Source organism: Micromonospora sp. NPDC005194, from assembly GCF_040608335.1.
In the GTDB taxonomy this organism is placed as follows: Bacteria; Actinomycetota; Actinomycetes; order Mycobacteriales; family Micromonosporaceae; genus Micromonospora.
Map to the genome: position 1 here is coordinate 23,775 of NZ_JBEXIA010000011.1, position 17,498 is coordinate 41,272.

At 73.1% G+C, this 17,498-nt stretch carries 19 protein-coding genes; 9 read left to right on the forward strand and 10 right to left on the reverse strand.

Features of this window, described 5'->3' with window-relative positions; translation table 11 throughout:
* The first annotated feature begins 101 nt into the window (after window positions 1-101).
* A complete protein-coding gene (locus ABZU53_RS11850; RefSeq protein ID WP_355065584.1) occupies window positions 102-767 on the forward strand; it encodes a class F sortase in 666 nt (221 codons plus the stop codon).
* A gap of 20 nt (window positions 768-787) precedes the next feature.
* Here ABZU53_RS11850 and ABZU53_RS11855 read toward each other — a convergent pair whose 3' ends face one another.
* The 4 genes from ABZU53_RS11855 to ABZU53_RS11870 form a co-directional block, all read right to left on the reverse strand.
* Window positions 788-928, reverse strand: coding sequence for a hydrolase (locus ABZU53_RS11855; RefSeq protein WP_354858314.1), 141 nt, complete (start codon window positions 926-928; stop codon window positions 788-790).
* A 71-nt stretch (window positions 929-999) separates the two neighbouring features.
* Entirely contained in the window at window positions 1,000-1,317 is a 318-nt protein-coding gene (locus ABZU53_RS11860) for an antibiotic biosynthesis monooxygenase (RefSeq protein ID WP_354858312.1), read from the reverse strand.
* 26 nt (window positions 1,318-1,343) lie between these two features.
* Window positions 1,344-2,141 (reverse strand): exodeoxyribonuclease III, encoded by a 798-nt coding sequence (locus ABZU53_RS11865; RefSeq protein ID WP_354858311.1) that lies wholly within the window; start codon window positions 2,139-2,141, stop codon window positions 1,344-1,346.
* Between the two features lie 37 nt (window positions 2,142-2,178).
* Window positions 2,179-3,099: a PAC2 family protein gene (locus ABZU53_RS11870; protein WP_354858309.1), complete on the reverse strand. Its 921-nt coding sequence runs from the start codon at window positions 3,097-3,099 to the stop codon at window positions 2,179-2,181.
* Window positions 3,100-3,500: 401 nt separating this feature from the next.
* Between ABZU53_RS11870 and ABZU53_RS11875 the strand changes: the two genes are divergently transcribed.
* From ABZU53_RS11875 to ABZU53_RS11885, 3 genes are all read left to right on the forward strand, one after another.
* Complete coding sequence (locus tag ABZU53_RS11875) at window positions 3,501-4,358, forward strand: peptidase M23 (protein WP_355065586.1); 858 nt, start codon at window positions 3,501-3,503, stop codon at window positions 4,356-4,358.
* A 106-nt stretch (window positions 4,359-4,464) separates the two neighbouring features.
* Window positions 4,465-4,611, forward strand: coding sequence for a hypothetical protein (locus ABZU53_RS11880; RefSeq protein WP_354858304.1), 147 nt, complete (start codon window positions 4,465-4,467; stop codon window positions 4,609-4,611).
* Between the two features lie 46 nt (window positions 4,612-4,657).
* Window positions 4,658-5,407, forward strand: coding sequence for an EcsC family protein (locus tag ABZU53_RS11885; RefSeq protein ID WP_355065588.1), 750 nt, complete (start codon window positions 4,658-4,660; stop codon window positions 5,405-5,407).
* A gap of 19 nt (window positions 5,408-5,426) precedes the next feature.
* On the opposite strand, the gene ABZU53_RS11890 is transcribed toward ABZU53_RS11885, so the two are convergent.
* Window positions 5,427-6,278 (reverse strand): GDSL-type esterase/lipase family protein, encoded by an 852-nt coding sequence (locus tag ABZU53_RS11890; RefSeq protein WP_355065590.1) that lies wholly within the window; start codon window positions 6,276-6,278, stop codon window positions 5,427-5,429.
* A gap of 187 nt (window positions 6,279-6,465) precedes the next feature.
* On the opposite strand from ABZU53_RS11890, the gene ABZU53_RS11895 reads away from it, so the two are divergent.
* Genes ABZU53_RS11895 through ABZU53_RS11915 form a run of 5 tightly spaced genes read left to right on the forward strand, consistent with a single transcriptional unit; the run spans window position 6,466 to window position 11,041 of the window.
* Window positions 6,466-6,729, forward strand: coding sequence for a DUF6343 family protein (locus ABZU53_RS11895; protein ID WP_354858297.1), 264 nt, complete (start codon window positions 6,466-6,468; stop codon window positions 6,727-6,729).
* A 12-nt stretch (window positions 6,730-6,741) separates the two neighbouring features.
* Entirely contained in the window at window positions 6,742-8,157 is a 1,416-nt protein-coding gene (locus ABZU53_RS11900; protein WP_355065592.1) for an NADP-dependent succinic semialdehyde dehydrogenase, read from the forward strand.
* A 52-nt stretch (window positions 8,158-8,209) separates the two neighbouring features.
* Window positions 8,210-9,175, forward strand: coding sequence for a TIGR03885 family FMN-dependent LLM class oxidoreductase (locus ABZU53_RS11905; protein WP_355065594.1), 966 nt, complete (start codon window positions 8,210-8,212; stop codon window positions 9,173-9,175).
* 37 nt (window positions 9,176-9,212) lie between these two features.
* Window positions 9,213-10,787 carry a Na+/H+ antiporter gene (locus ABZU53_RS11910; RefSeq protein ID WP_355065596.1) on the forward strand — a complete coding sequence of 525 codons (1,575 nt, stop codon included), beginning with the start codon at window positions 9,213-9,215 and terminating at the stop codon, window positions 10,785-10,787.
* Window positions 10,784-11,041, forward strand: coding sequence for a UBP-type zinc finger domain-containing protein (locus tag ABZU53_RS11915; RefSeq protein ID WP_354858289.1), 258 nt, complete (start codon window positions 10,784-10,786; stop codon window positions 11,039-11,041). Before ABZU53_RS11910 ends, ABZU53_RS11915 begins: the two co-directional genes overlap by 4 nt.
* A gap of 43 nt (window positions 11,042-11,084) precedes the next feature.
* Here the strand turns inward: ABZU53_RS11915 and ABZU53_RS11920 are convergent, their stop codons facing one another.
* From ABZU53_RS11920 to ABZU53_RS11940, 5 genes are all read right to left on the reverse strand, one after another.
* The gene (locus tag ABZU53_RS11920; protein WP_355065598.1) at window positions 11,085-12,407 is read right to left on the reverse strand and encodes an MFS transporter; all 1,323 of its coding nucleotides are present in this window, start codon (window positions 12,405-12,407) and stop codon (window positions 11,085-11,087) included.
* Entirely contained in the window at window positions 12,407-12,547 is a 141-nt protein-coding gene (locus ABZU53_RS11925; RefSeq protein WP_354858284.1) for a hypothetical protein, read from the reverse strand. The genes ABZU53_RS11920 and ABZU53_RS11925 overlap by 1 nt, the downstream gene beginning before the upstream one ends.
* 311 nt (window positions 12,548-12,858) lie before the next feature.
* Window positions 12,859-14,109, reverse strand: a complete 1,251-nt coding sequence (locus ABZU53_RS11930; protein WP_355065600.1) for a DUF222 domain-containing protein — start codon at window positions 14,107-14,109, stop codon at window positions 12,859-12,861.
* A gap of 191 nt (window positions 14,110-14,300) precedes the next feature.
* Window positions 14,301-14,564, reverse strand: a complete 264-nt coding sequence (locus ABZU53_RS11935) for a hypothetical protein (RefSeq protein WP_355065602.1) — start codon at window positions 14,562-14,564, stop codon at window positions 14,301-14,303.
* Between the two features lie 75 nt (window positions 14,565-14,639).
* Window positions 14,640-17,249, reverse strand: a complete 2,610-nt coding sequence (locus ABZU53_RS11940; protein WP_355065604.1) for a glycoside hydrolase family 9 protein — start codon at window positions 17,247-17,249, stop codon at window positions 14,640-14,642.
* Window positions 17,250-17,498 lie beyond the last annotated feature (249 nt).

Below are 17,498 nucleotides of genomic sequence, written 5' to 3' on the forward strand. Positions count from 1 at the left end.
GTTCGTGGTCGCCCGACGACGCAGAGCCGCCCGCGGGCTCGCGTCCGGCGCGCGATTCGCGTGTCCCCGCCGACCGGCCACCGGTCGCCGACCGACCACCGGTGGCCGCCCGTCCGCCGACCGCCGTCGCTCCTCGGCGCAGCCGTCCGTCGGGCCGTAGCCCCTGGTCGGTGCCGCTGGCGGTGGTGCTGGTCCTGGCGGGCGTCTTCGCCACCGGGGCGGGACTGGGCCGCTCGGTCGGCCCGTTCGACTGGGCCCCGGCAGGTGGTGACCGCCCGGCCCGCAGCGAGACGGTCGGGTTGTCGGCCAGTCGCCCGGTGCGGCTCACCGTCCCGGCGATCAAGGTGGCGGCGCCGGTGGCGCCCGTCGGGCAGGCGCGGGACGGCACGATCGCCGTACCGCCGCTGGAACGGCACAACGAGACCGGCTGGTACGACCGTGGGCCGACGCCCGGCGAGCCCGGTCCGGCGGTCATCGTGGGGCACGTGGACACCAAGAGCGGCCCGTCGGTCTTCTACGACCTGGGCAAGCTGAAGCCCGGTGACCTGATCGAGGTGGCCCGCGCGGACCGGTCGACGGTGGTGTTCAAGGTCGACACCGTCGAGCACTTCCCGAAGGACCGGCTGCCCGCCGAGCGGATCTACGGCCACGACGGCCCCGCCGGCCTGCGGCTGATCACCTGCGGTGGCCAGTTCATCGGCGGTCGTACCGGCTACGCCGACAACGTGATCGCCTTCGCCACCCTCCAGTCGTCGCGCAAGCCCTGACCCGCGCCCGCCGGGCCGCGTCAGCTCAGGAAGTCCAGGAGTTGGCGGGTGGTCTCGTCGGGGGCCTCTTCCGGGATGAAGTGTCCGACCGGCACCGGCCCGCCGCGCACGTCGTCGGCCCACTCCCGCCAGATCGCGAACTCTTCGAACCCGTCGAACATGGCCGGACGCTATCAGCGCACGTCGCCGCCCGGGCGGGTTCCGTCGAGCCCGGGATCGTCGGCAGAGGTGGTCAGGGCTGGGGGACGTGCAGGGCCACCTCGAACTCCAGGAGGCTGGCGCCGGTGGAGACCGGCGGGCGGGGCTTGTCGCCGGGGGCGGCGGCGTGGGCCTCGCGCGACGGGCCGGAGGCCCAGGCCTGGTACGCCTCCTCGCTCTCCCACCTCGTGTAGACGAAGTAGCGGGTCTCGCCGGACACCGGCCGGAGCAGTTCGAAGCCGAGGAAGCCGGGGGAGTTCTCCACCGCGCCGGCCCGCGCCGCGAACCGCTTCTCCAACTCGGGGCCGGCGCCGGGCGGAACCTCGATTGCGTTGATCTTCACGACTGCCATCTGCCCACCCTAGCCAGCGCCGGCGCTCAGAACGCCTCGACGGCGGGGACCAGATCCGCGTCGACCACGATCGGGGCGTGATCGGAGGGGCCCTTGCCCTTGCGGGCCTCCCGGTCCACGTACGCCGAGCGGACCGCCCGGGTGAACGGCGCCGAGGCGTACACCAGGTCGATTCGCATGCCCTTGTTCTGGTGGAACATCCCGGCGCGGTAGTCCCAGTAGGTGAACGGGTGCGGCCCCTTCATCGGGGTCGGCACCACGTCGCTGAGCCCGAGGTCGCGCAGCGCGGCCAGGGCGGCCCGCTCGGCCGGGGTGACGTGCGTGGAGTGGGTGAAGACGGCCGGGTCCCAGACGTCGGCGTCGGTCGGGGCGACGTTGAAGTCGCCGCAGACGGCCAGCGGCAGGCCACCGGCGAGCTCCGCCTCCAACGCGTCGCGCAGCGCCGCGAACCAGGCCAGCTTGTACGCGTAGTGCGGGTCGTCCGGCGTCCGGCCGTTGGGCACGTACACCGACCAGACCCGCAGCCCGCCGCAGGTGGCGGAGATGGCCCGGGCCTCCGGTGCGGGAAAGCCCGGCTCACCCGCGAAGCCGACGCGGACGTCGTCCAGGCCGACCCGGGACAGGATCGCCACCCCGTTCCAGCGGCCGTCGCTGTGGCTGGCCACGGTGTAGCCCAGCTCGCCCACCTCGGCCACCGGGAACGCGCCGTCCGGGCACTTCGTCTCCTGCAGGCAGACGACGTCGGGCCCGGTGCCGGCCAGCCACTCCAACAGCCGGGGCAGCCGGGCCTTCACCGAGTTCACGTTCCAGGTCGCCAGGCGCATGTCTCCACCCTGCCGCATCCGGTGCCGTGTCGCCGGGTCAGCTGCCCGGGGTGTCGCCGGGACGGGTCTGTTCGGCCAGGAACCGTTCCAGCTCCGCGCCGAGCTCGTCGGCGGTGGGCAGCGGACCGGCGTCGGGGGCGAGCAGGTTCCGCTCGCCGCGACCCCGGGCGAACGCGTCGTACTGCTCCTCCAGGGCCTGGACCAGGGCGGCAGCGTCCTCGGTCTGGGCGACCTGCCGGTCGATCTCCACCCGGACCACCTCGGCGGCCGAGCGCAGCCCGTCGCCGGGCAGCAGCAGCCCCGTGCTGCGCGACACCGCGCTCAGCAGCACCTCGGCAGCGGCCGGGTACTCGGTCTGGGCCACATAGTGCGGCACGTGCGCGGCGAACCCGAGCGCGTCGCGACCCTGCTCGCCGAGGCGGAACTCCAGCAGGTGACCGACGCTGCCGGGCACCTGGACCCGTTGCAGCCAGGGCTCGTACCCGCTGATCAACTCCGGACGGGTGGCGTGGGCGGTCACGCCGGTCGGCCGGGTGTGTGGCACCGCCATCGGGATCGAGTTGAGCCCGACGGTGAGCCGTACGTCCAAGCGGGCGGCGAGCCCCGCGACGGCGGCGGTGAACCGCTCCCACTGCAGGTCCGGCTCGGGGCCGGTGAGCAGCAGGAAGGGTGTCTCGTCGTCGTCGTTGAGCAGGTGCAGCTCCAGCTTGGGGGCGTCGAAGCTCTCCCAGTGGTCCTCGACGAAGGTCATCACCGGTCGCCGGGAGCGGTAGTCGAAGAGCTGGTCCACGTCGAAGGTGGCGATCGGCCGCCCCTCGAGCGAGGTGAGCAGCTGCTCGCGGGCCAGCCGGCTGGCGTTGCCGGCGTCCACGAACCCGGTCAGGGCCTGGACCAGGACCGGCTGCCCGAGGTCGGGCAGATCGTCGGTGAGCTGATAGAGCTCGTGTGGGTCGAGCACCGGTGCGGACCTCCCTGGAATGTGCCTACGCGGATGCCGGCGCGGTGGACGGCACCCGATTCGGGCAACGTACCCGCCATCCTGGCGCATTCCTGCGTCGGGCGATCCGTCGACCGCCGACTGGGCGCGATCGGACGAACCACCCGATTACGCCGAACGGCCGATGGGCGGTTCGGCCCAAAGGCCGAGTTTGTCGATCATGTCGGTCCGCGCGGCCCGATGTCCGCACCTGTCGCCGTCCGTGCCGGCCCACGTGCCGCGCCGGTTTCCTCCGGTACGCGAGGTCCGTTCCCCGGGCGGGTCGAGCCGCCCCGCTCGTCCACCCGAGGACCCCGATTCTGTGGCGAGGGCCACGTGATCACCGTGCGTGATCGGGGTTTCCGCCTGCCTAGCCTCGGTTGATGCGTGACGACGGCACCCTCGACGACCCGTACGCCCCGAGCAGCCCCACTACCGAAATGGAGGAAGGCACCTCAGCCGAACGGACAACCGCCGCGAGTCGGCTTCGGGCGTACGCCCGCGACCTGACCGGTCGACGCCGCGCCCAGGTGGCCCTCGCCACCGGCGTGGTCTGCTGCCTCGCTCTGGCCGCCGTCGCACAGGTCCGCGACGAGACCGCCGGCGCGGCGACGCGGGTCGACTCGAGCGCCGAGCTGGCGCAGCGCGCCGAGCAGGAGCGCGCGTCCCGCTCTCTCGACCGCGCCGCGACCCCCTCTGCTGCCCCCTCTGCCACCCCGTCCGCCTCCGCGACCTCCGCCGACCCGGACACCACCTCGCGTGCCCGCACGGTCGCCCCGGCGCAGCCGACCGACCCGGCGCCGGTCGCCGGCCTGGACGACGACCAGATGGAGAACGCCGAGGCGATCGTCCGTACCGGACGCAAGATGGGTGTCCCGCGCCGTGGCCTCGTCATCGCGGTGGCGACCGCCATGCAGGAGAGCAACCTCTACAACGTCGCCAGCGGCGTGCTGCCGGAGTCGCAGGACTACCCGCACCAGGGCGTCGGCTGGGACCACGACTCGGTCGGTCTGTTCCAGCAGCGCTCCAGCAGCGGCTGGGGCCCGGTCGGCCGGCTGATGGACCCCGAGTTCGCCACCCGGCAGTTCCTCAGCGCGCTGGAACAGGTGCCCGGCTGGCAGCAGATGCGGCTCACCGACGCCGCGCAGGCGGTGCAGGTCTCCGCGTACCCCGAGCACTACCAGCAGCACGAGTGGCGGGCCACCCGGGTGGTCGACGCCATCGTGCCGGCCGGGCGGTAGCCTACCGACCACTGTGGATGGTGAGGGTTGAGCCTGTCGCGTCCCGGGTACATCCGTTGCGGGTTCGGGGTACACATGACTGAGGGATCACCGACAGGAGGACGTTATGTCTTTGATGCAGCGGATCAGCACCTTCCTGAGATCGCCCAAGGGTCAGCAGCTGGTGGACCGGGGTCGGCGCGAGCTGGCCAAGCCCGCCAACCAGCAGAAGCTCAAGGGGTTGGCGGCGCGACTGTCCAACCGCCGTCGCTGACCGCGCCACCGGCCGTCCTGCCCGTACCCACCCCTGGGGAGACCCGGTGACCGACACCCCGCCCGCCGGCGGTCAGCCCGCCGCGCCCGAGCCGTCGGCCGGCCTGCCGGCCGTGCCGGCGGCCGCGCCCGAGGGCCCGCCGGCCCGACTCTGGGACCGGATGCGCGACGATCCGCAGTACGCCCCGGAGCACCTCGCCCTGGAGGCGGTGCGCCGGCTCGGGCCGGAGGCCGCGCAGTGGGCCGCCCGCGCCCGCAGCGAGCACCCCGGTGTCTCGTCCGACGTCCTGGCCGACCAGGCGGCCCGCAAGTTCGTCAACCTGGCTCGCCTGTCCGGGGCGGTCTCCGGAGCGGCCGGGCTGCCCGGCGCCGTCCTCGACGTCGGCGTGCTGGCCTGGACCCAGGCGCGCATGGTCCTGCACATCGCCGCCGCGTACGACGTCGACCCGCTGCACAGCGACCGGGCCACCGACCTGCTCGTGCTCCAGCGGGTGCACAAGGTCGCCGAGAGCGCCCGCCTGGCGCTCGGGGTGGCCGCCGGCCGGGAACGCGCCGCCGCGCTCTTCGGCCTGGGCGGCCAGCGCCCGCTCGGGCGGGTCATGTTGCAGCTCGGCGTCCGGCTGGCGCAGATGGCCGGCGTCCGGGCCGCCAAGCGACTCGTCGCCAAGATCGTTCCGGGTGCGGCGATAGTGCTCGGCACCTGGGCCAACTCGTCCGCCACCAAAGACCTGGCCGAGCGCTCACGGGCGCTCTATCGTCGGCGCGGCACCGCCGTCCCGGAGCCTCGCCGCTCCTGAACCGCCTGGGCGGGGTGGTTCAGTCGGCCAGGCCGGACGAGCGCCAGGTCACCTCGGCCAGCCGGCCCTGACCGGTGGCGTTGGGGTGGAACCAGTCCAGCGGGTTGAGCAGGTCCAGGGTGAAGCGGACCTTGTGCGCCGCGCCCCCGTCGTGCCGGCAGCGCGACCCGTACGCCCGGCAGGCCGCTACCAACTGCGCGTTGTACGCGTCGATCCGGGCCCGGACGGCGGCCCGGCGGGCCTTGTCGGCGGGTGCCGTCGACGTCGCGTTGGCCAGTAGCGCCGGGCAGATGCCCCGCCGCCACGCTCGTGCCGCCCGCGCGTCGCCGTGCCCCACCTCCCAGAGCCGGTAGAGGTCGGGGATGCTCACCACCAGCACCCGGGCCTTCGGCCGGCCGGTCCGTAGCACCCGCAGGCCCCGGTCGACGTCGGCCCGGAACTGGGTCACCGGGGTCATCGCGTCCACGCCGCCCCGGCAGATGTCGTTGGCGCCGATCAGCACGGTGACGTAGTCGGCGCGGTCGCGTACGGCCGCCTGGGCCTGGCCCTCGAGGGCGTCGGCGCGGGCGCCCGGCCGGGCGTGGTTGTACGCCTTGCCGCGGATCGCGGGATTCTGGTCGAGCAGCCGGCGATAGTGGCTCTGCACCCGCAGGCCGTCCCCCGTCGACCAGGAGTTGCGCTCGCAGGAGGTGAGCACCAGGCAGGAGGCGAAGCCGGTGCTGATCGAGTCGCCGAGCGCGGCGATGCCGCCGGGCCCGCCGGACGACGGCGGGCTCTTCGTGGGACGGGGGGAGGCCGACGTGCCGCCCTCGCAGGCCAGCGCGACCAGCGCGGCGAGACAGGCCAGGGCGGCAACCCAGCGTCGAGGCATGACATCCCCCGTCTCGCAGCACAGAGCGACAGCTCGGTAACTCTATGCGCTGGACGTGGTCGGGCGGGAAGTTGCTGTCGGGTATGTGGCCGAGCGCCGTCGAAAGAGCCGCATGAGTGCTATAAGCGCCACCAGCGCGCGCGATTGCTACCGGTTAACAGCGCCGATCGGGGGTAGCTCAGGAGGTATGACGAGATCGCAGCCCCGGCGTGCCCGTGGCACGGTCGGCCACGCGTACAGCGCGCTGAACCTCCGGCTCACCCTCGCCGGCTTCGGGTTGGTGATCATGGTGCTGTTCGCGGTGCTGGCGTTCTGGGCGGGGCTCGCCTGGCTCGGCGTGCTCTGCGCGATCTTCGCAGTCGTCGCCGTGGTCGACCTGGTCGTGATCCAGCGCCGCCGCGCCGCTCGCCGCCGTGAGGAGCCGGGCGTACGACACTCGCTGTTCGAGTGACAGGAGGACGAGATGCCCCACATCGCCACCACCAACCCCGCCACCGGCCAGGTGCTCAAAACCTACGAGGCGATGTCCACCGAACAGCTCGACGCCGCCATCGAGCGCACCAACCTCGCGTACCGGCAGCTGCGCGGCACCACAGTCGACCAGCGCGCCCGGTGGATGAACGCCGCCGCCGACCTGCTGGACGCCGAGCGCGACGAGATCGCCCGGATCATGACCACGGAGATGGGCAAGACGTACGTCGCGGCCCAGGCCGAGGTGACCAAGTGCGCCACGGCCGCCCGCTTCTACGCCGACAAGGCGCCCGCGTTCCTCGCCGACCAGCCGGCCGACGCCGCCGCCGTGAAGGCGACCCGGGCGTTCATCCGCTACCAGCCGATCGGCGTGGTGCTCGCGGTGATGCCGTGGAACTTCCCGCTCTGGCAGGTGATGCGCTTCGCCGCCCCGGCGCTGATGGCCGGCAACACCGGCCTGCTCAAGCACGCCTCGAACGTGCCGCAGACGGCGCTGCTGCTGGAGGACGTGTTCCGTCGCGCCGGCTTCCCCGAGGGGGCGTTCACCACAGTGCTGGTGGGCTCGGACGCTGTCGAGCGGATCCTCGCCGACCCCCGGGTCCGCGCCGCCACCCTCACCGGCAGTGAGGCGGCCGGGCGCTCCATCGCCCAGATCGCCGGCCGGGAGGTCAAGAAGACCGTGCTGGAGCTGGGCGGCAGCGACCCGTTCGTGGTGATGCCCTCGGCCGACCTGGACGCCGCCGCCGAGGTGGCCACCACGGCCCGCTGCCAGAACAACGGCCAGTCCTGCATCGCCGCCAAGCGGTTCATCGTGCACACCGACGTCTTCGACGCCTTTGCCGAGAAGTTCGCCGCGAACATGGCCGCGCTGCGCGTCGGCGACCCCATGGACCCGGGCACCGACGTGGGTCCGCTGGCCAGCGAACGGGGTCGCGACGAGGTGCACGCCCAGGTGCGCGACGCGGTGGACAAGGGCGCGACGGTGCTCTGCGGCGGCGAGCTGCCCGCCGGCGACGGGTGGTACTACCCGCCGACCGTGGTCACCGACCTCACGCCGCAGATGCGGATGTGGTCCGAGGAGGTCTTCGGGCCGGTCGCCGGCCTGTACCGGGTGTCCTCGTACGAGGGGGCGATCGAGGTGGCCAACGGGACCAGCTTCGGCCTCGGGTCGAACGCCTGGACCCGGGACGCGGCCGAGCAGGAGCGCTTCGCCACCGACCTGGACGCCGGCAACGTCTTCATCAACGGGATGACCACCTCCTACCCGGAGCTGCCGTTCGGCGGCGTGAAGAACTCCGGCTACGGCCGGGAGCTGTCCGAGCTGGGCATGCGGGAGTTCTGCAACATCAAGACGGTCTGGGTGGGCGAGGGCGCGGCTTCCGCCGGCGCCGGCGCGCACGCCGAGTAGCTTCCCGCGCGGCACGCATCACCGGACGCCGTCATGGGTAGGAAGTGCGCCCATGACGTCGTTCGGATTCCACGCCTCCCACGAGCAGATCCCTCCGCGCGCCCTGCTGGAGGCGGTGATGCACGCCGAGCGGGCCGGCTTCGACGCCGCCATGTGCTCCGACCACTTCTCCCCGTGGAGCGCCCGGCAGGGCGAGTCCGGCTTCGCCTGGTCCTGGCTGGGCGCCGCGCTGCAGGCCACCGGCATGCCGTTCGGCGTCGTCAACGCCCCCGGCCAGCGGTACCACCCGGCGATCATCGCGCAGGCGATCGGCACCCTCGGCGCGATGTACCCGGGTCGGTTCTGGGCCGCGCTGGGCACCGGCGAGGCCAGCAACGAGCACATCACCGGCGACCCGTGGCCGCGCAAGGACGTCCGCGCCGCCCGGCTGCGCGAGTGCGTGGACGTGATCCGGGCGCTGCTGGCCGGTGAGGAGGTCAGCCACGACGGTCTGGTCCGGGTGGACCGGGCCCGGCTGTGGACCCGCCCCGAAGAGCCGCCCGCGCTGGTCGGCGCGGCCGTCAGCGTGGCCACGGCCCGCTGGTGCGCCGAGTGGGCCGACGGGCTGATCACCGTGAACGCGCCGGTGGAGCACCTGCGCGAGATGATCGACGCGTACCGGGACGCCGGTGGGCGCGGCCCACTGCACCTCCAGGTGCACGTCTCCTGGGCGCCGGAGCAGGCGCAGGCCGAGGCGCTCGCGTACGACCAGTGGCGCAGCAACGTCTTCGTCCCTCCGGTCTGCTGGGACCTGGAGACCGTCGAGCACTTCGACGTCGTCTCGGCCGACGTGCCACCCGAGCGGATCGCCCAGGTGGTGAACATCTCGGCCGATCTGGGCCGGCACGTCGGCTGGCTGGAGGAGTACGTGGCGCTCGGCTTCGACCAGATCGCCCTGCACCACGTCGGGCAGGAGCAGCGCGGGTTCATCGACGCGTTCGGCGCCGAGGTGCTGCCGAAGCTGCGCCCGGGCGGCTGATCGGGCGTCGGCCGACCGACCCCTAGGCTCGTACCCCATGGAAAGCCTGTTTCCGGTCGTCGTCTTCCTGGCGATCGCCACCCTGGGCGCGGCGCTGGCCCGCCGGCTCGGCCTGCTCGCGCCGATCGTGCTGGTCGTACTCGGCCTGGTGCTCTCGTTCGTGCCGGGCTTCCCGCAGATCCGGCTCGAACCGGAGCTGGTGCTGATCGGCATCCTGCCGCCGCTGCTGTACGTCGCGGCGTTGGAGACGTCGGTGCCGGCGTTCAAGAACAACATCCGGCCGATCCTGCTGCTCGCCGTGGGCCTGGTGCTGTTCACCGCGTTCGCGGTGGGCGTCGTGCTGCACCTGCTGCTGCCGCAGGTCCCGTTCGCGATCTGCCTTGCCCTCGGCGCGGTGGTCGCCCCGCCGGACGCCGTGGCCGCCACGGCCGTCGCCCGCCGCGTCGGGCTTCCCCGCCGGGTGGTCACGATCCTGGAGGGGGAGAGCCTGGTCAACGACGCCACCGCGCTGGTGCTGCTGCGGGTCGCGACCATGGCCTCCATCGGCACGGCCGTCGGCACCGACAAGATCGCCCTCGAGGTGCTGCGGTCCACCGGCGGCGGCATCCTGATCGGGGCGCTCGGGGCGCTGGTGTTTGGCTTCCTGCACCGGCGGATCAGCGACCCGCTGCTGGACAACGCGCTGTCGTTGATCATCCCGTTCGCGGTGGTGTTCACCGCCGAGCACCTGCACGCCTCCGGTGTGGTCGCGGTGGTCGTCACCGGTCTGGTGCTCGGGCACAAGCTGCCGCAACTGCTGTCGGCGGCGTCCCGGTTGCAGGTCGGCGCGTTCTGGCGGCTGGTCCGGTTCCTGCTGGAGGGACTGGTCTTCCTGCTGGTCGGGCTGCAACTGCGGGAGGTGCTGCGCGAGCTCGACGAGCCGACCGGCTCGCTGGTCCTGATCACCTTCGCGGTGCTCGCCACCGTCTTCCTGACCCGGTTCGTCTGGCTCTTCCCGGCCACCTACCTGGCCCGGTTGGTTCCCCGGATCCGCCGTCGGGATCCGGCCCCGTCACCGAAGTTCCCGATCATCATCGGGTGGGCTGGAATGCGGGGCGTGGTGACGCTCGCCGCCGCCCTGGCCCTCCCGCTGACCCTGGCCGACGACGAGCCGTACCCCCGGGCCCTGTTCATCTGGTTGGCCTTCGCGGTGATCGTGGTCACCCTGGTCGGTCAGGGCGCCACGCTGCCGCTGGTCGCCCGGCGGTTGAAGCTGCCCCAGGACGACCCGGTGCAGGACGCGTTGTCGGCCGCCGGGGTGCAGCAGCAGGCCAGCAGGGCCGCACGGGACCGGTTGGAGGAGTTGGCCGAGAGCGCACCGGGGTCCGTGGTGGATCGGCTGCGCCGGGTGCAGGAGGACCGCACCAACATGGCCTGGGAACGGCTCGGCGGCGACGAGCGGGAAACCCCGTCGCAGGCGTACGGTCGGCTGCGACAAGAGATGATCGACGCCGAGCGGGACGTGTTCCGCGCCGCCCGGGACGCCGGTCGAATTCCTGAGGAGGTGCTGGTGCGGGCCTATCGTGACCTGGACCTGGAAGAGTCGTTGCTGCGGCAGGAGGTCGAGCAGTGAGCTGTCAGCACCTGACCGAGGCCGGCACCGCCGAGCCGCGCACCCCCGACGAGTGCGCCGACTGCGTCGCCATCGGCGACACCTACTGGGTGCACCTGCGTACGTGCCTGAGCTGCGGCCAGGTCGGCTGCTGCGACTCGTCGCCGAACCAGCACGCGAGCAAGCACTTCGCGTCCACCGGCCACCCGGTGATCCGCTCGGCGCAGCCCGGCGAGGCCTGGCGCTGGTGCTTCGTCGACGAGGAGATCGGCTGACCGGTCCCGGACGGCGCTGGCCGGCCTGGCGCTCGGCCACCGCTCAGCGGTCGGTTCGGAGCGGCGTCGCGGGGCGGCCGGCCAGGGCCCACCGGGTGAGCGCGGGGCTGGCCAGGCCCACCACGGCGAAGAGCGCGCCGACGGCCAGCCAACCGGGCGTCCCGCCGTCGAGCACCACGAGCGTCAACAGGGCCGGGCCGGCGGCGCGGGCCAGACCGGCCAGCATGCCGTCCGCTCCCTGGTAGGCGCCGACCGCGTCCGGCGGGGCGAGGTCGTAGGCGAGTCCCGCTCCACCAGCGCTGTGCCACAGGTCACCGGCGGTGTAGACGACGGTGGCGACCAGCAGCAGTGCGACAGCCGCGGCGGTGGGCAGGCGGGCGGTGGCCGCGTACAGCAGCATCGTGGCGGCCAGCACCAGGCCGGCCCGGCGCATCGTCCGCGCCGCCGCAGCGGCGGTGTCCGCGCCGCGGCTCAGAGGTACCGCCAGCAGGACGGTGAGCACCGTGTTGGTCAGCAGCACCGCCGACACGACCGGCGGGGGCGCTCCGACCACGGTCACCGCCCAGAGCGGCACCACCAGCGTGAGGACCGTCTGATGCAGGGCGAGCACCGCCGACGCGCCACTGACCGCGAGGAAACGGCCGTCACGCAGCGGCCGTCCACGGCGGGCAGTGACCGTCGGGGCCGGCACGGTCGTGGGCTGCGCAGCCGGGGCTGGCACGGTCGGGCGCTGCGCGGTCGTGGGCTGTGCGGTTGGGGCCGGCGCGGTTGTGGGCTGCGCGGTTGGGGGACAGGCCGGCAGCCGCAACAGCAGCGCCGCCGACACGAGATAGGTGGCCGCGTTGCCAGCCACCAGGATCTGGTACGCCAGGTGCGTGTCGGCGGCCAGCGCGAACCCGGCCAGACCCGCCCCGACCGCGATGCCCAGGTTCGCCACCGCCCGTAGCGTGGCGAAGGCGTGCACCCGACCCTGCGGGCCGGCGACGGCGGCGACCAGCGCGGCGCGGACCGCGAGGTTGCCCGAGGTCAGCAGCAGGTCGAGCACCGCCACGACCAGGAACACCGGAAACGAGCCGACCAGCAGGTACGTTGCCGCGACCACAGCCTGGAGCACCTGGAGGACGGCTCGCAGCGTACGCGGGTCGCGCCGGTCGGCCAGACTGCCGAGCGGCACGCTGGCGGTCAACCCGACCAGCCCGGCGACGCTGAGCCCGACGCCCACCTGGGCGGCGGACAGCCCCACGTCCCGGGTGAGATAGATGGCCGCGCCGGTCAGCCACAGTCCCGAACCGACGGTGTTCGCCAACGTGGCGAGGGAGAGGGTGCGCAGCCGCCCGGCCGGCGGCAGCGGCGACACACCCCGCATCAGCGTGAGATGACCATGGCCGAGGCGGAGTCGATGACCCGGTCGCTGTGGGTGGCTGGGTCGCCGTCGGTGGCCTGGGCGCGGCGCGTGGCCCGGTTGTTCCCGGTGGCCCGTTCGAACGTGTCGCCGTTGACCGTCATGGTGGCGACGCTAGGCAGGCCGGGCGGAGTTGGCGGTCCCGAAAGACGCGAGGCCGGTCACACCGCTCCGCCACGATGGCATGCACTCCGGGGGGCATGCCGTCGGCGACGCTCCGGTGCGCGGTACGCCTGTCGTTCCGCCGTCTTCTGGCGGACGAATCGGGTGCGGCACTAGCCAGGAGAGTCCGTAGGGATGCCGCCGGACGGCGAGCGACACCGTCCTCAGGAGGCGGCGGCGCTCGGCGCGCACGCGCGATGTCGTACGCGGGCTTGGGTGCCGGGCTCGTCATGCCTGGCCGGATGGGCTCCGGTCACGTCCGCCGGTGGTAGTGGTTGCGGCGGGGGAGTTGGTCGGGGTCGAGCCAGGCCGGTGGAATGAATTCGGGGTGGCCGTCGCCGCTCAACTGGACGGTCCAGTCGCTGTGGTGGATGTGTCGGTGGTGGTGGCCGCAGAGGAGCACCGCGTTGGGCAGGCTGGTGTTGCCGCCGTCGGCCCAGTGGTGGATGTGGTGGGCGTCGCACCAGCGGGGTGGGCGGTCGCAGCCGGGGAAGGCGCAGCCGCGGTCGCGCAGGACGAGGGCGCGTCGGAGTGGGCCGGTGATGAGGCGGCGTTGTCGGCCGACGTCGAGGGTCTGGCCGGCGCTGCCGAGGACGGCGGGGAGGATGGCGGCGTCGCAGGCGAGGCGGCGGACCGTCTCCGGGGTGAGGCGGGGGCCGGCGTCGAGGGTGCCGGCGTCGAGCTGCCGGGCCAGCGTGTCGAAGCTGGTGGTGACGACGATCTGCGCGGGCTCGCCGCCGTGCTCGGGTAGCTCGCCGGTGCGCAGGGTGAGGCGGCAGAGGTCGGCGAGGGCGTCGTGGCGGCGTTGCCCGGGACTGCGCGCGTCGTCCGGGCCGGACGGCGCGGTCAGCGGGTCGATCGCGGCGCGGAGCAGGCCGCCGGCCTCGGCGTCCAGGGTGCCGCTCAGCCGCAGGCGGCCGTCCGACAGCTCGGACAGGGTGACGTGACGGTCCCGGTCGGAGCGGCGGGCCTCGGCCTCCAACGCGGCCCGGGCAGCGGCTTCGGCGACCTCCGGTGCGACATGGTCGAGGATCCGGGTGCCCAGCTTGCGCAGGAGAGTCGGCTCGAACTGCCCGGCCCACCCGACCAGCACGCCGACCGCCTTGTCGGCGGCCTCGGCGCCGGCGGCCATGTGCACCGTGCTGACCGTGTCGCCGATGACGCGGGCCTGCTCCACTGTGATGTCGCCGCCGGCCAGAGCGGCGCGCACCCCCGGCGCTCCGGTGTCCAGCGCGCTGGCGAGGTCGACCAGGCGGCGGGCGGCGGAGACCGTGAGTCGTAGCCGCTCACGCAACCAGACGGCCGTCGAGGACGCGCCCTGCGCCTGGGCCGTGCCGCGGCCGTCCAGCTCACGCACGAGGGCCAGCTGCACGGCCGCCAGGCGCTGCTCAAGCCGGTGCGCGGTGTCGAGTGCCGCGACGAGGTCGGGCTCGGTGAGTGCCCAGGCCGGCGCGTCGACGCACGCCGCGACCGCCGCCTCAGCCTGCGTCAACTCCTCCACCATGGACCGAGAATAGAACAGGCGTACGACAACTTGGATGCTTGCCTACATCGGCGGTCGTCTCATGCGGCTGAGGCTGGGTGCCGGCTGCTCGCCGACCCTGACGCACGCTGAAGCGGCCCACACCTGCCGGGTGCGGGCCGCACTGCTGTCCCGATTGGCGCCGGCCGTCAGATCGACAATGGAAGCGGGCCTCAGGGCATGCCGCCGGAGTCGCTGGCGACGCCGCTGTCGTAGGCCCGGTTGTCGTCCCCGCCGTACCCCTTGCCGCGCAGACTGCCACGGCGCTGGCGGCGCTGCTCGTGTCCGCTGGTCCGGATCGCCTGGCGGGCTCGGCGCATCGCCTCCTCGGGCCCGTCGGCCCGGGTGCGGCGACGGCGCCGCAGTGCGAAGACCGGCAGGACGGCCAGCAATAGCGCTGCCGCCGCCCCGGCCAGGAGCCACGTTCGTCCATCCATGCTCGTGATGGTAGGTACGCAGGTCCAGCCGTGCTGGTGGCCGCCCGGGGGAGGGCGGCCACCAGCCGTGCCTGCTCAGGACAGCGAGCAGGGGTTCCCGTTGACGGTGACCAGACCCGGCCTGGGGTTGGCGCCGCCGTTGGTCGTGGCGTTGAAGCCGAACGTCACCGTGCCGCCGGGCGCGATCTTGGCGTTGTACGACTCGTTGCGTGCCGTCACCGTGGCGCCGGCCTGGGTGACCTTCGCCAGCCATGCCTCCCGGACGCGCTGGTCACCGGTGAACGCGAACCGCACGGCCCAGCCGTTGACGGCGGTGGCGCCGGTGTTGCGCACGGTCAACTGCGCCGTGAAGCCGGTGCCGCCCTGCCAGGCGCCGTAGTTGACGTAGTTCACCGAGCAGGTGCTGGCCGGCACCGCGCCGGCCTCGCCCTGGTCGGCCAGGAACGACGAGATCCAGGCCAACGCCGAGTTCCAGTTGATCGCGACCTCGTTGGTCGAGTACGAGTTGATGTCGTCGACGTAGCAGAACATCGGCTTGCAGCCGGCGAGCAACTGCGCCGCGAACGGATCCTGCAGGGCCGCGTTCGCGCCACCGGCGAGGGAGCCGTCGGGCGGGCGGGGCAGGTCGGGGTTGAGCTGGTGGCCGAAGATCCGGCTGTGCTGGTTCTGCGCGTTGTGTTCGCCCCAGCCGGTGACGTACGAGATGTTCAGGGCGTTGCGGCCGAGGATGTAGTCCATCGCCTGGACGGCGCCGTCGCGGTAGGTGGCGTTGCGGGTCAGGTCGAAGGCGGTGGCCAGGACGATGGCGTTGTTGATGATGCTGCTGTTGCCGCCCCAGAAGTAGCTGTTGGCGTCACCGGGCATCGGCAGCCCGTACGCCTGCCGGCGCAGCTCGGCCAGGTACGCGTCGGCGGCGCCGGTGACCGAGGCGCGGACCCGGGTCAGCTCGGCGGCCGGCAGCCCGCTCGGCACGGTGGCCAGGTCGAGGCGGCCGAGCGCCGCGACGCTCTGCCAGCCGAAGCCCCGCGGGTCGAACACGTCGCCGGTGTGGTGCGGCGAGGCGCTCAGGTCGGTCAGGTAGGTCTGCTCCCCGGTGCTGAGGTACAGCTCGACCGCCGCCCAGTAGAACTCGTCGGTGACGTTGCCGTCGTCGTACGCGCCGCCGCCGGTGCCGTCGTTGGGGCTGGCGTACACCGCGGGATGGGCCTTGGCGGCGGCGTAGGCCGTCTTCGCGGCAGTGGCGCAGCGGCGGGCGAACGCCGCGTCGTAGGGGGCGAACAGCCGCGCGCACTGGGCGGCGGTGGCGGCCAGGTTGAGGGTGGCCGCGGTCGACGGCGGGTGCAGCTCACGTGGCTGCGGGTCGTCCTGCGGGGCGAGCGGCAGCCCGGTCCAGTTCTGGTCGTGGATCTTGTGGTGGACCATGCCGGCGAGGGGCTTACCGGCCGGCACCTGCATGCGCAGCAGGAACTCCAGCTCCCAGCGGGCCTCGTCGAGGATGTCCGGCACGCCGTTGCCGCGCTCGGGCACCCGCAGCGAGCCGTCGGCCAGCCTCGCGCCACCGTCGGCGGTGGCCGCCGTCTTGGTCCGCTCGAACGTGTTGAGCAGCTGGTAGGTGGCGATGCCGCCGTTGACCACGTACTTGCCGTGGTCGCCGGCGTCGTACCAGCCGCCGCGCACGTCGAGCGAGTAGTCGCAGACGCCCGGCTGGCAGGGCACGCTGGTGTCGCCCCGGTTGGGCGCGACGCCGAGGTGACCGGCCGGGCGGGCGTACTCGTCGCCGATCAGGTCACCGTCGATGGCGATGCCGCTGCGCTGGGCGTAGAAGAACTGCAACGAGTCGGCGCGCAGCCGGTCGTAGAGGGTGCCGGAGATGTCGAACGGGTGGCTGGTCTCGCCGTCGACGGTGAGCGTCAGCCCCGCTCCCGGGGTGCGGTAGCTGGAGAAGTCGACGGTCTGCACGTTCTGCCCGGAGGCGGCGTCCACGCCGCGTGTGGTGGTCGTGCCGCTGGCCAGGACCGCGCCGGCGGCCGAGCGGAGCTGCCAGGGCAGCGGCGCGGTCGCCTCGGTGACCACAGTGGCGTTCTTCGGCCCGCCCGGCAGGTAGCCGACCTGGTTGACGCGGACGCGGGGCCCGGTGTCCGGCTCGTACGGCGCGGGTGGCTCGCCGCCGCGCAGCGACACGTTGTCGAGGCAGATTGTCTGCGCCTGCGCGCTGCCGCCGACCTGGAAGATGAGCTGGGCGTTCTGGTTGTCGTCCGGGACGGTGAAGGTCGACTCGACGCGCCGGACGGTGCCGGTGGCGGCGGCGTCCACGGCGGCGTACGTGGTGTACGGGGCGCTGCCGAGCTGGAGCACGGCCTTGACGGCGGTGCCGGGCGTGGCGGTGATGTCGAAGCCGAGCGTGTACTCGGCGCCGGCGATCAGCGGCACGCCGTCCTGGCCGATGCCGGCGTCCCACGGGTTGGCGAGTCCACCGGGGACGGCGGCGCAGAGCCGGCCGTCGGTGACCGCGAGCGGGTTGGTGCCGTAGGAGAACCACGGGCTCACGCCCGCGCTGAAATCCCCGTTGTCGATCTGCTCGGGGGCGTCCGGTGGAGGATCGGCGTAGGCCGCTCCGGCGCCCGCGCCGGTGAGGGCCAGGGTGGTCGCCGCAGCCAGGAGGAGGCGACGTTTGGATGGCGTCACGGGGTAGTCCTTCCGGGACGGGAGGTGAGGCAGGTGGCGGTGGCGACCTGGGAGCGCTCCCAGGTTGCGGCTCGATGTTTCCAGTGGCGGTACCTCCTGTCAATTGATCCGACTGGATGGGATCTGCCGTCCGACGAGGGTGCAAGGAGCGCGAGGCGACGGAACGCGAGACGTGAGATTGGCCGCGCCACGCCCCGTCGTCCTGATCTCCTAGAGACAACTGCGCCCTTCGCCTGGCAGGCTGCCTCC

Excerpts from the sequence above, each read along its gene's own strand:
- ABZU53_RS11875 (WP_355065586.1), top strand. The coding sequence starts at position 3,501 with ATGCGTGACGACGGCACCCTCGACGACCCGTACGCCCCGAGCAGCCCC.
- ABZU53_RS11890 (WP_355065590.1), bottom strand. The coding sequence starts at position 6,278 with ATGCCTCGACGCTGGGTTGCCGCCCTGGCCTGTCTCGCCGCGCTGGTC.
- ABZU53_RS11930 (WP_355065600.1), bottom strand. The coding sequence starts at position 14,109 with ATGGTGGAGGAGTTGACGCAGGCTGAGGCGGCGGTCGCGGCGTGCGTC.
- ABZU53_RS11860 (WP_354858312.1), bottom strand. The coding sequence starts at position 1,317 with ATGGCAGTCGTGAAGATCAACGCAATCGAGGTTCCGCCCGGCGCCGGC.
- ABZU53_RS11900 (WP_355065592.1), top strand. The coding sequence starts at position 6,742 with ATGCCCCACATCGCCACCACCAACCCCGCCACCGGCCAGGTGCTCAAA.
- ABZU53_RS11925 (WP_354858284.1), bottom strand. The coding sequence starts at position 12,547 with ATGACGGTCAACGGCGACACGTTCGAACGGGCCACCGGGAACAACCGG.
- ABZU53_RS11935 (WP_355065602.1), bottom strand. The coding sequence starts at position 14,564 with ATGGATGGACGAACGTGGCTCCTGGCCGGGGCGGCGGCAGCGCTATTG.
- ABZU53_RS11910 (WP_355065596.1), top strand. The coding sequence starts at position 9,213 with ATGGAAAGCCTGTTTCCGGTCGTCGTCTTCCTGGCGATCGCCACCCTG.
- ABZU53_RS11895 (WP_354858297.1), top strand. The coding sequence starts at position 6,466 with ATGACGAGATCGCAGCCCCGGCGTGCCCGTGGCACGGTCGGCCACGCG.
- ABZU53_RS11855 (WP_354858314.1), bottom strand. The coding sequence starts at position 928 with ATGTTCGACGGGTTCGAAGAGTTCGCGATCTGGCGGGAGTGGGCCGAC.
- ABZU53_RS11920 (WP_355065598.1), bottom strand. The coding sequence starts at position 12,407 with ATGCGGGGTGTGTCGCCGCTGCCGCCGGCCGGGCGGCTGCGCACCCTC.
- ABZU53_RS11880 (WP_354858304.1), top strand. The coding sequence starts at position 4,465 with ATGTCTTTGATGCAGCGGATCAGCACCTTCCTGAGATCGCCCAAGGGT.
- ABZU53_RS11905 (WP_355065594.1), top strand. The coding sequence starts at position 8,210 with ATGACGTCGTTCGGATTCCACGCCTCCCACGAGCAGATCCCTCCGCGC.
- ABZU53_RS11865 (WP_354858311.1), bottom strand. The coding sequence starts at position 2,141 with ATGCGCCTGGCGACCTGGAACGTGAACTCGGTGAAGGCCCGGCTGCCC.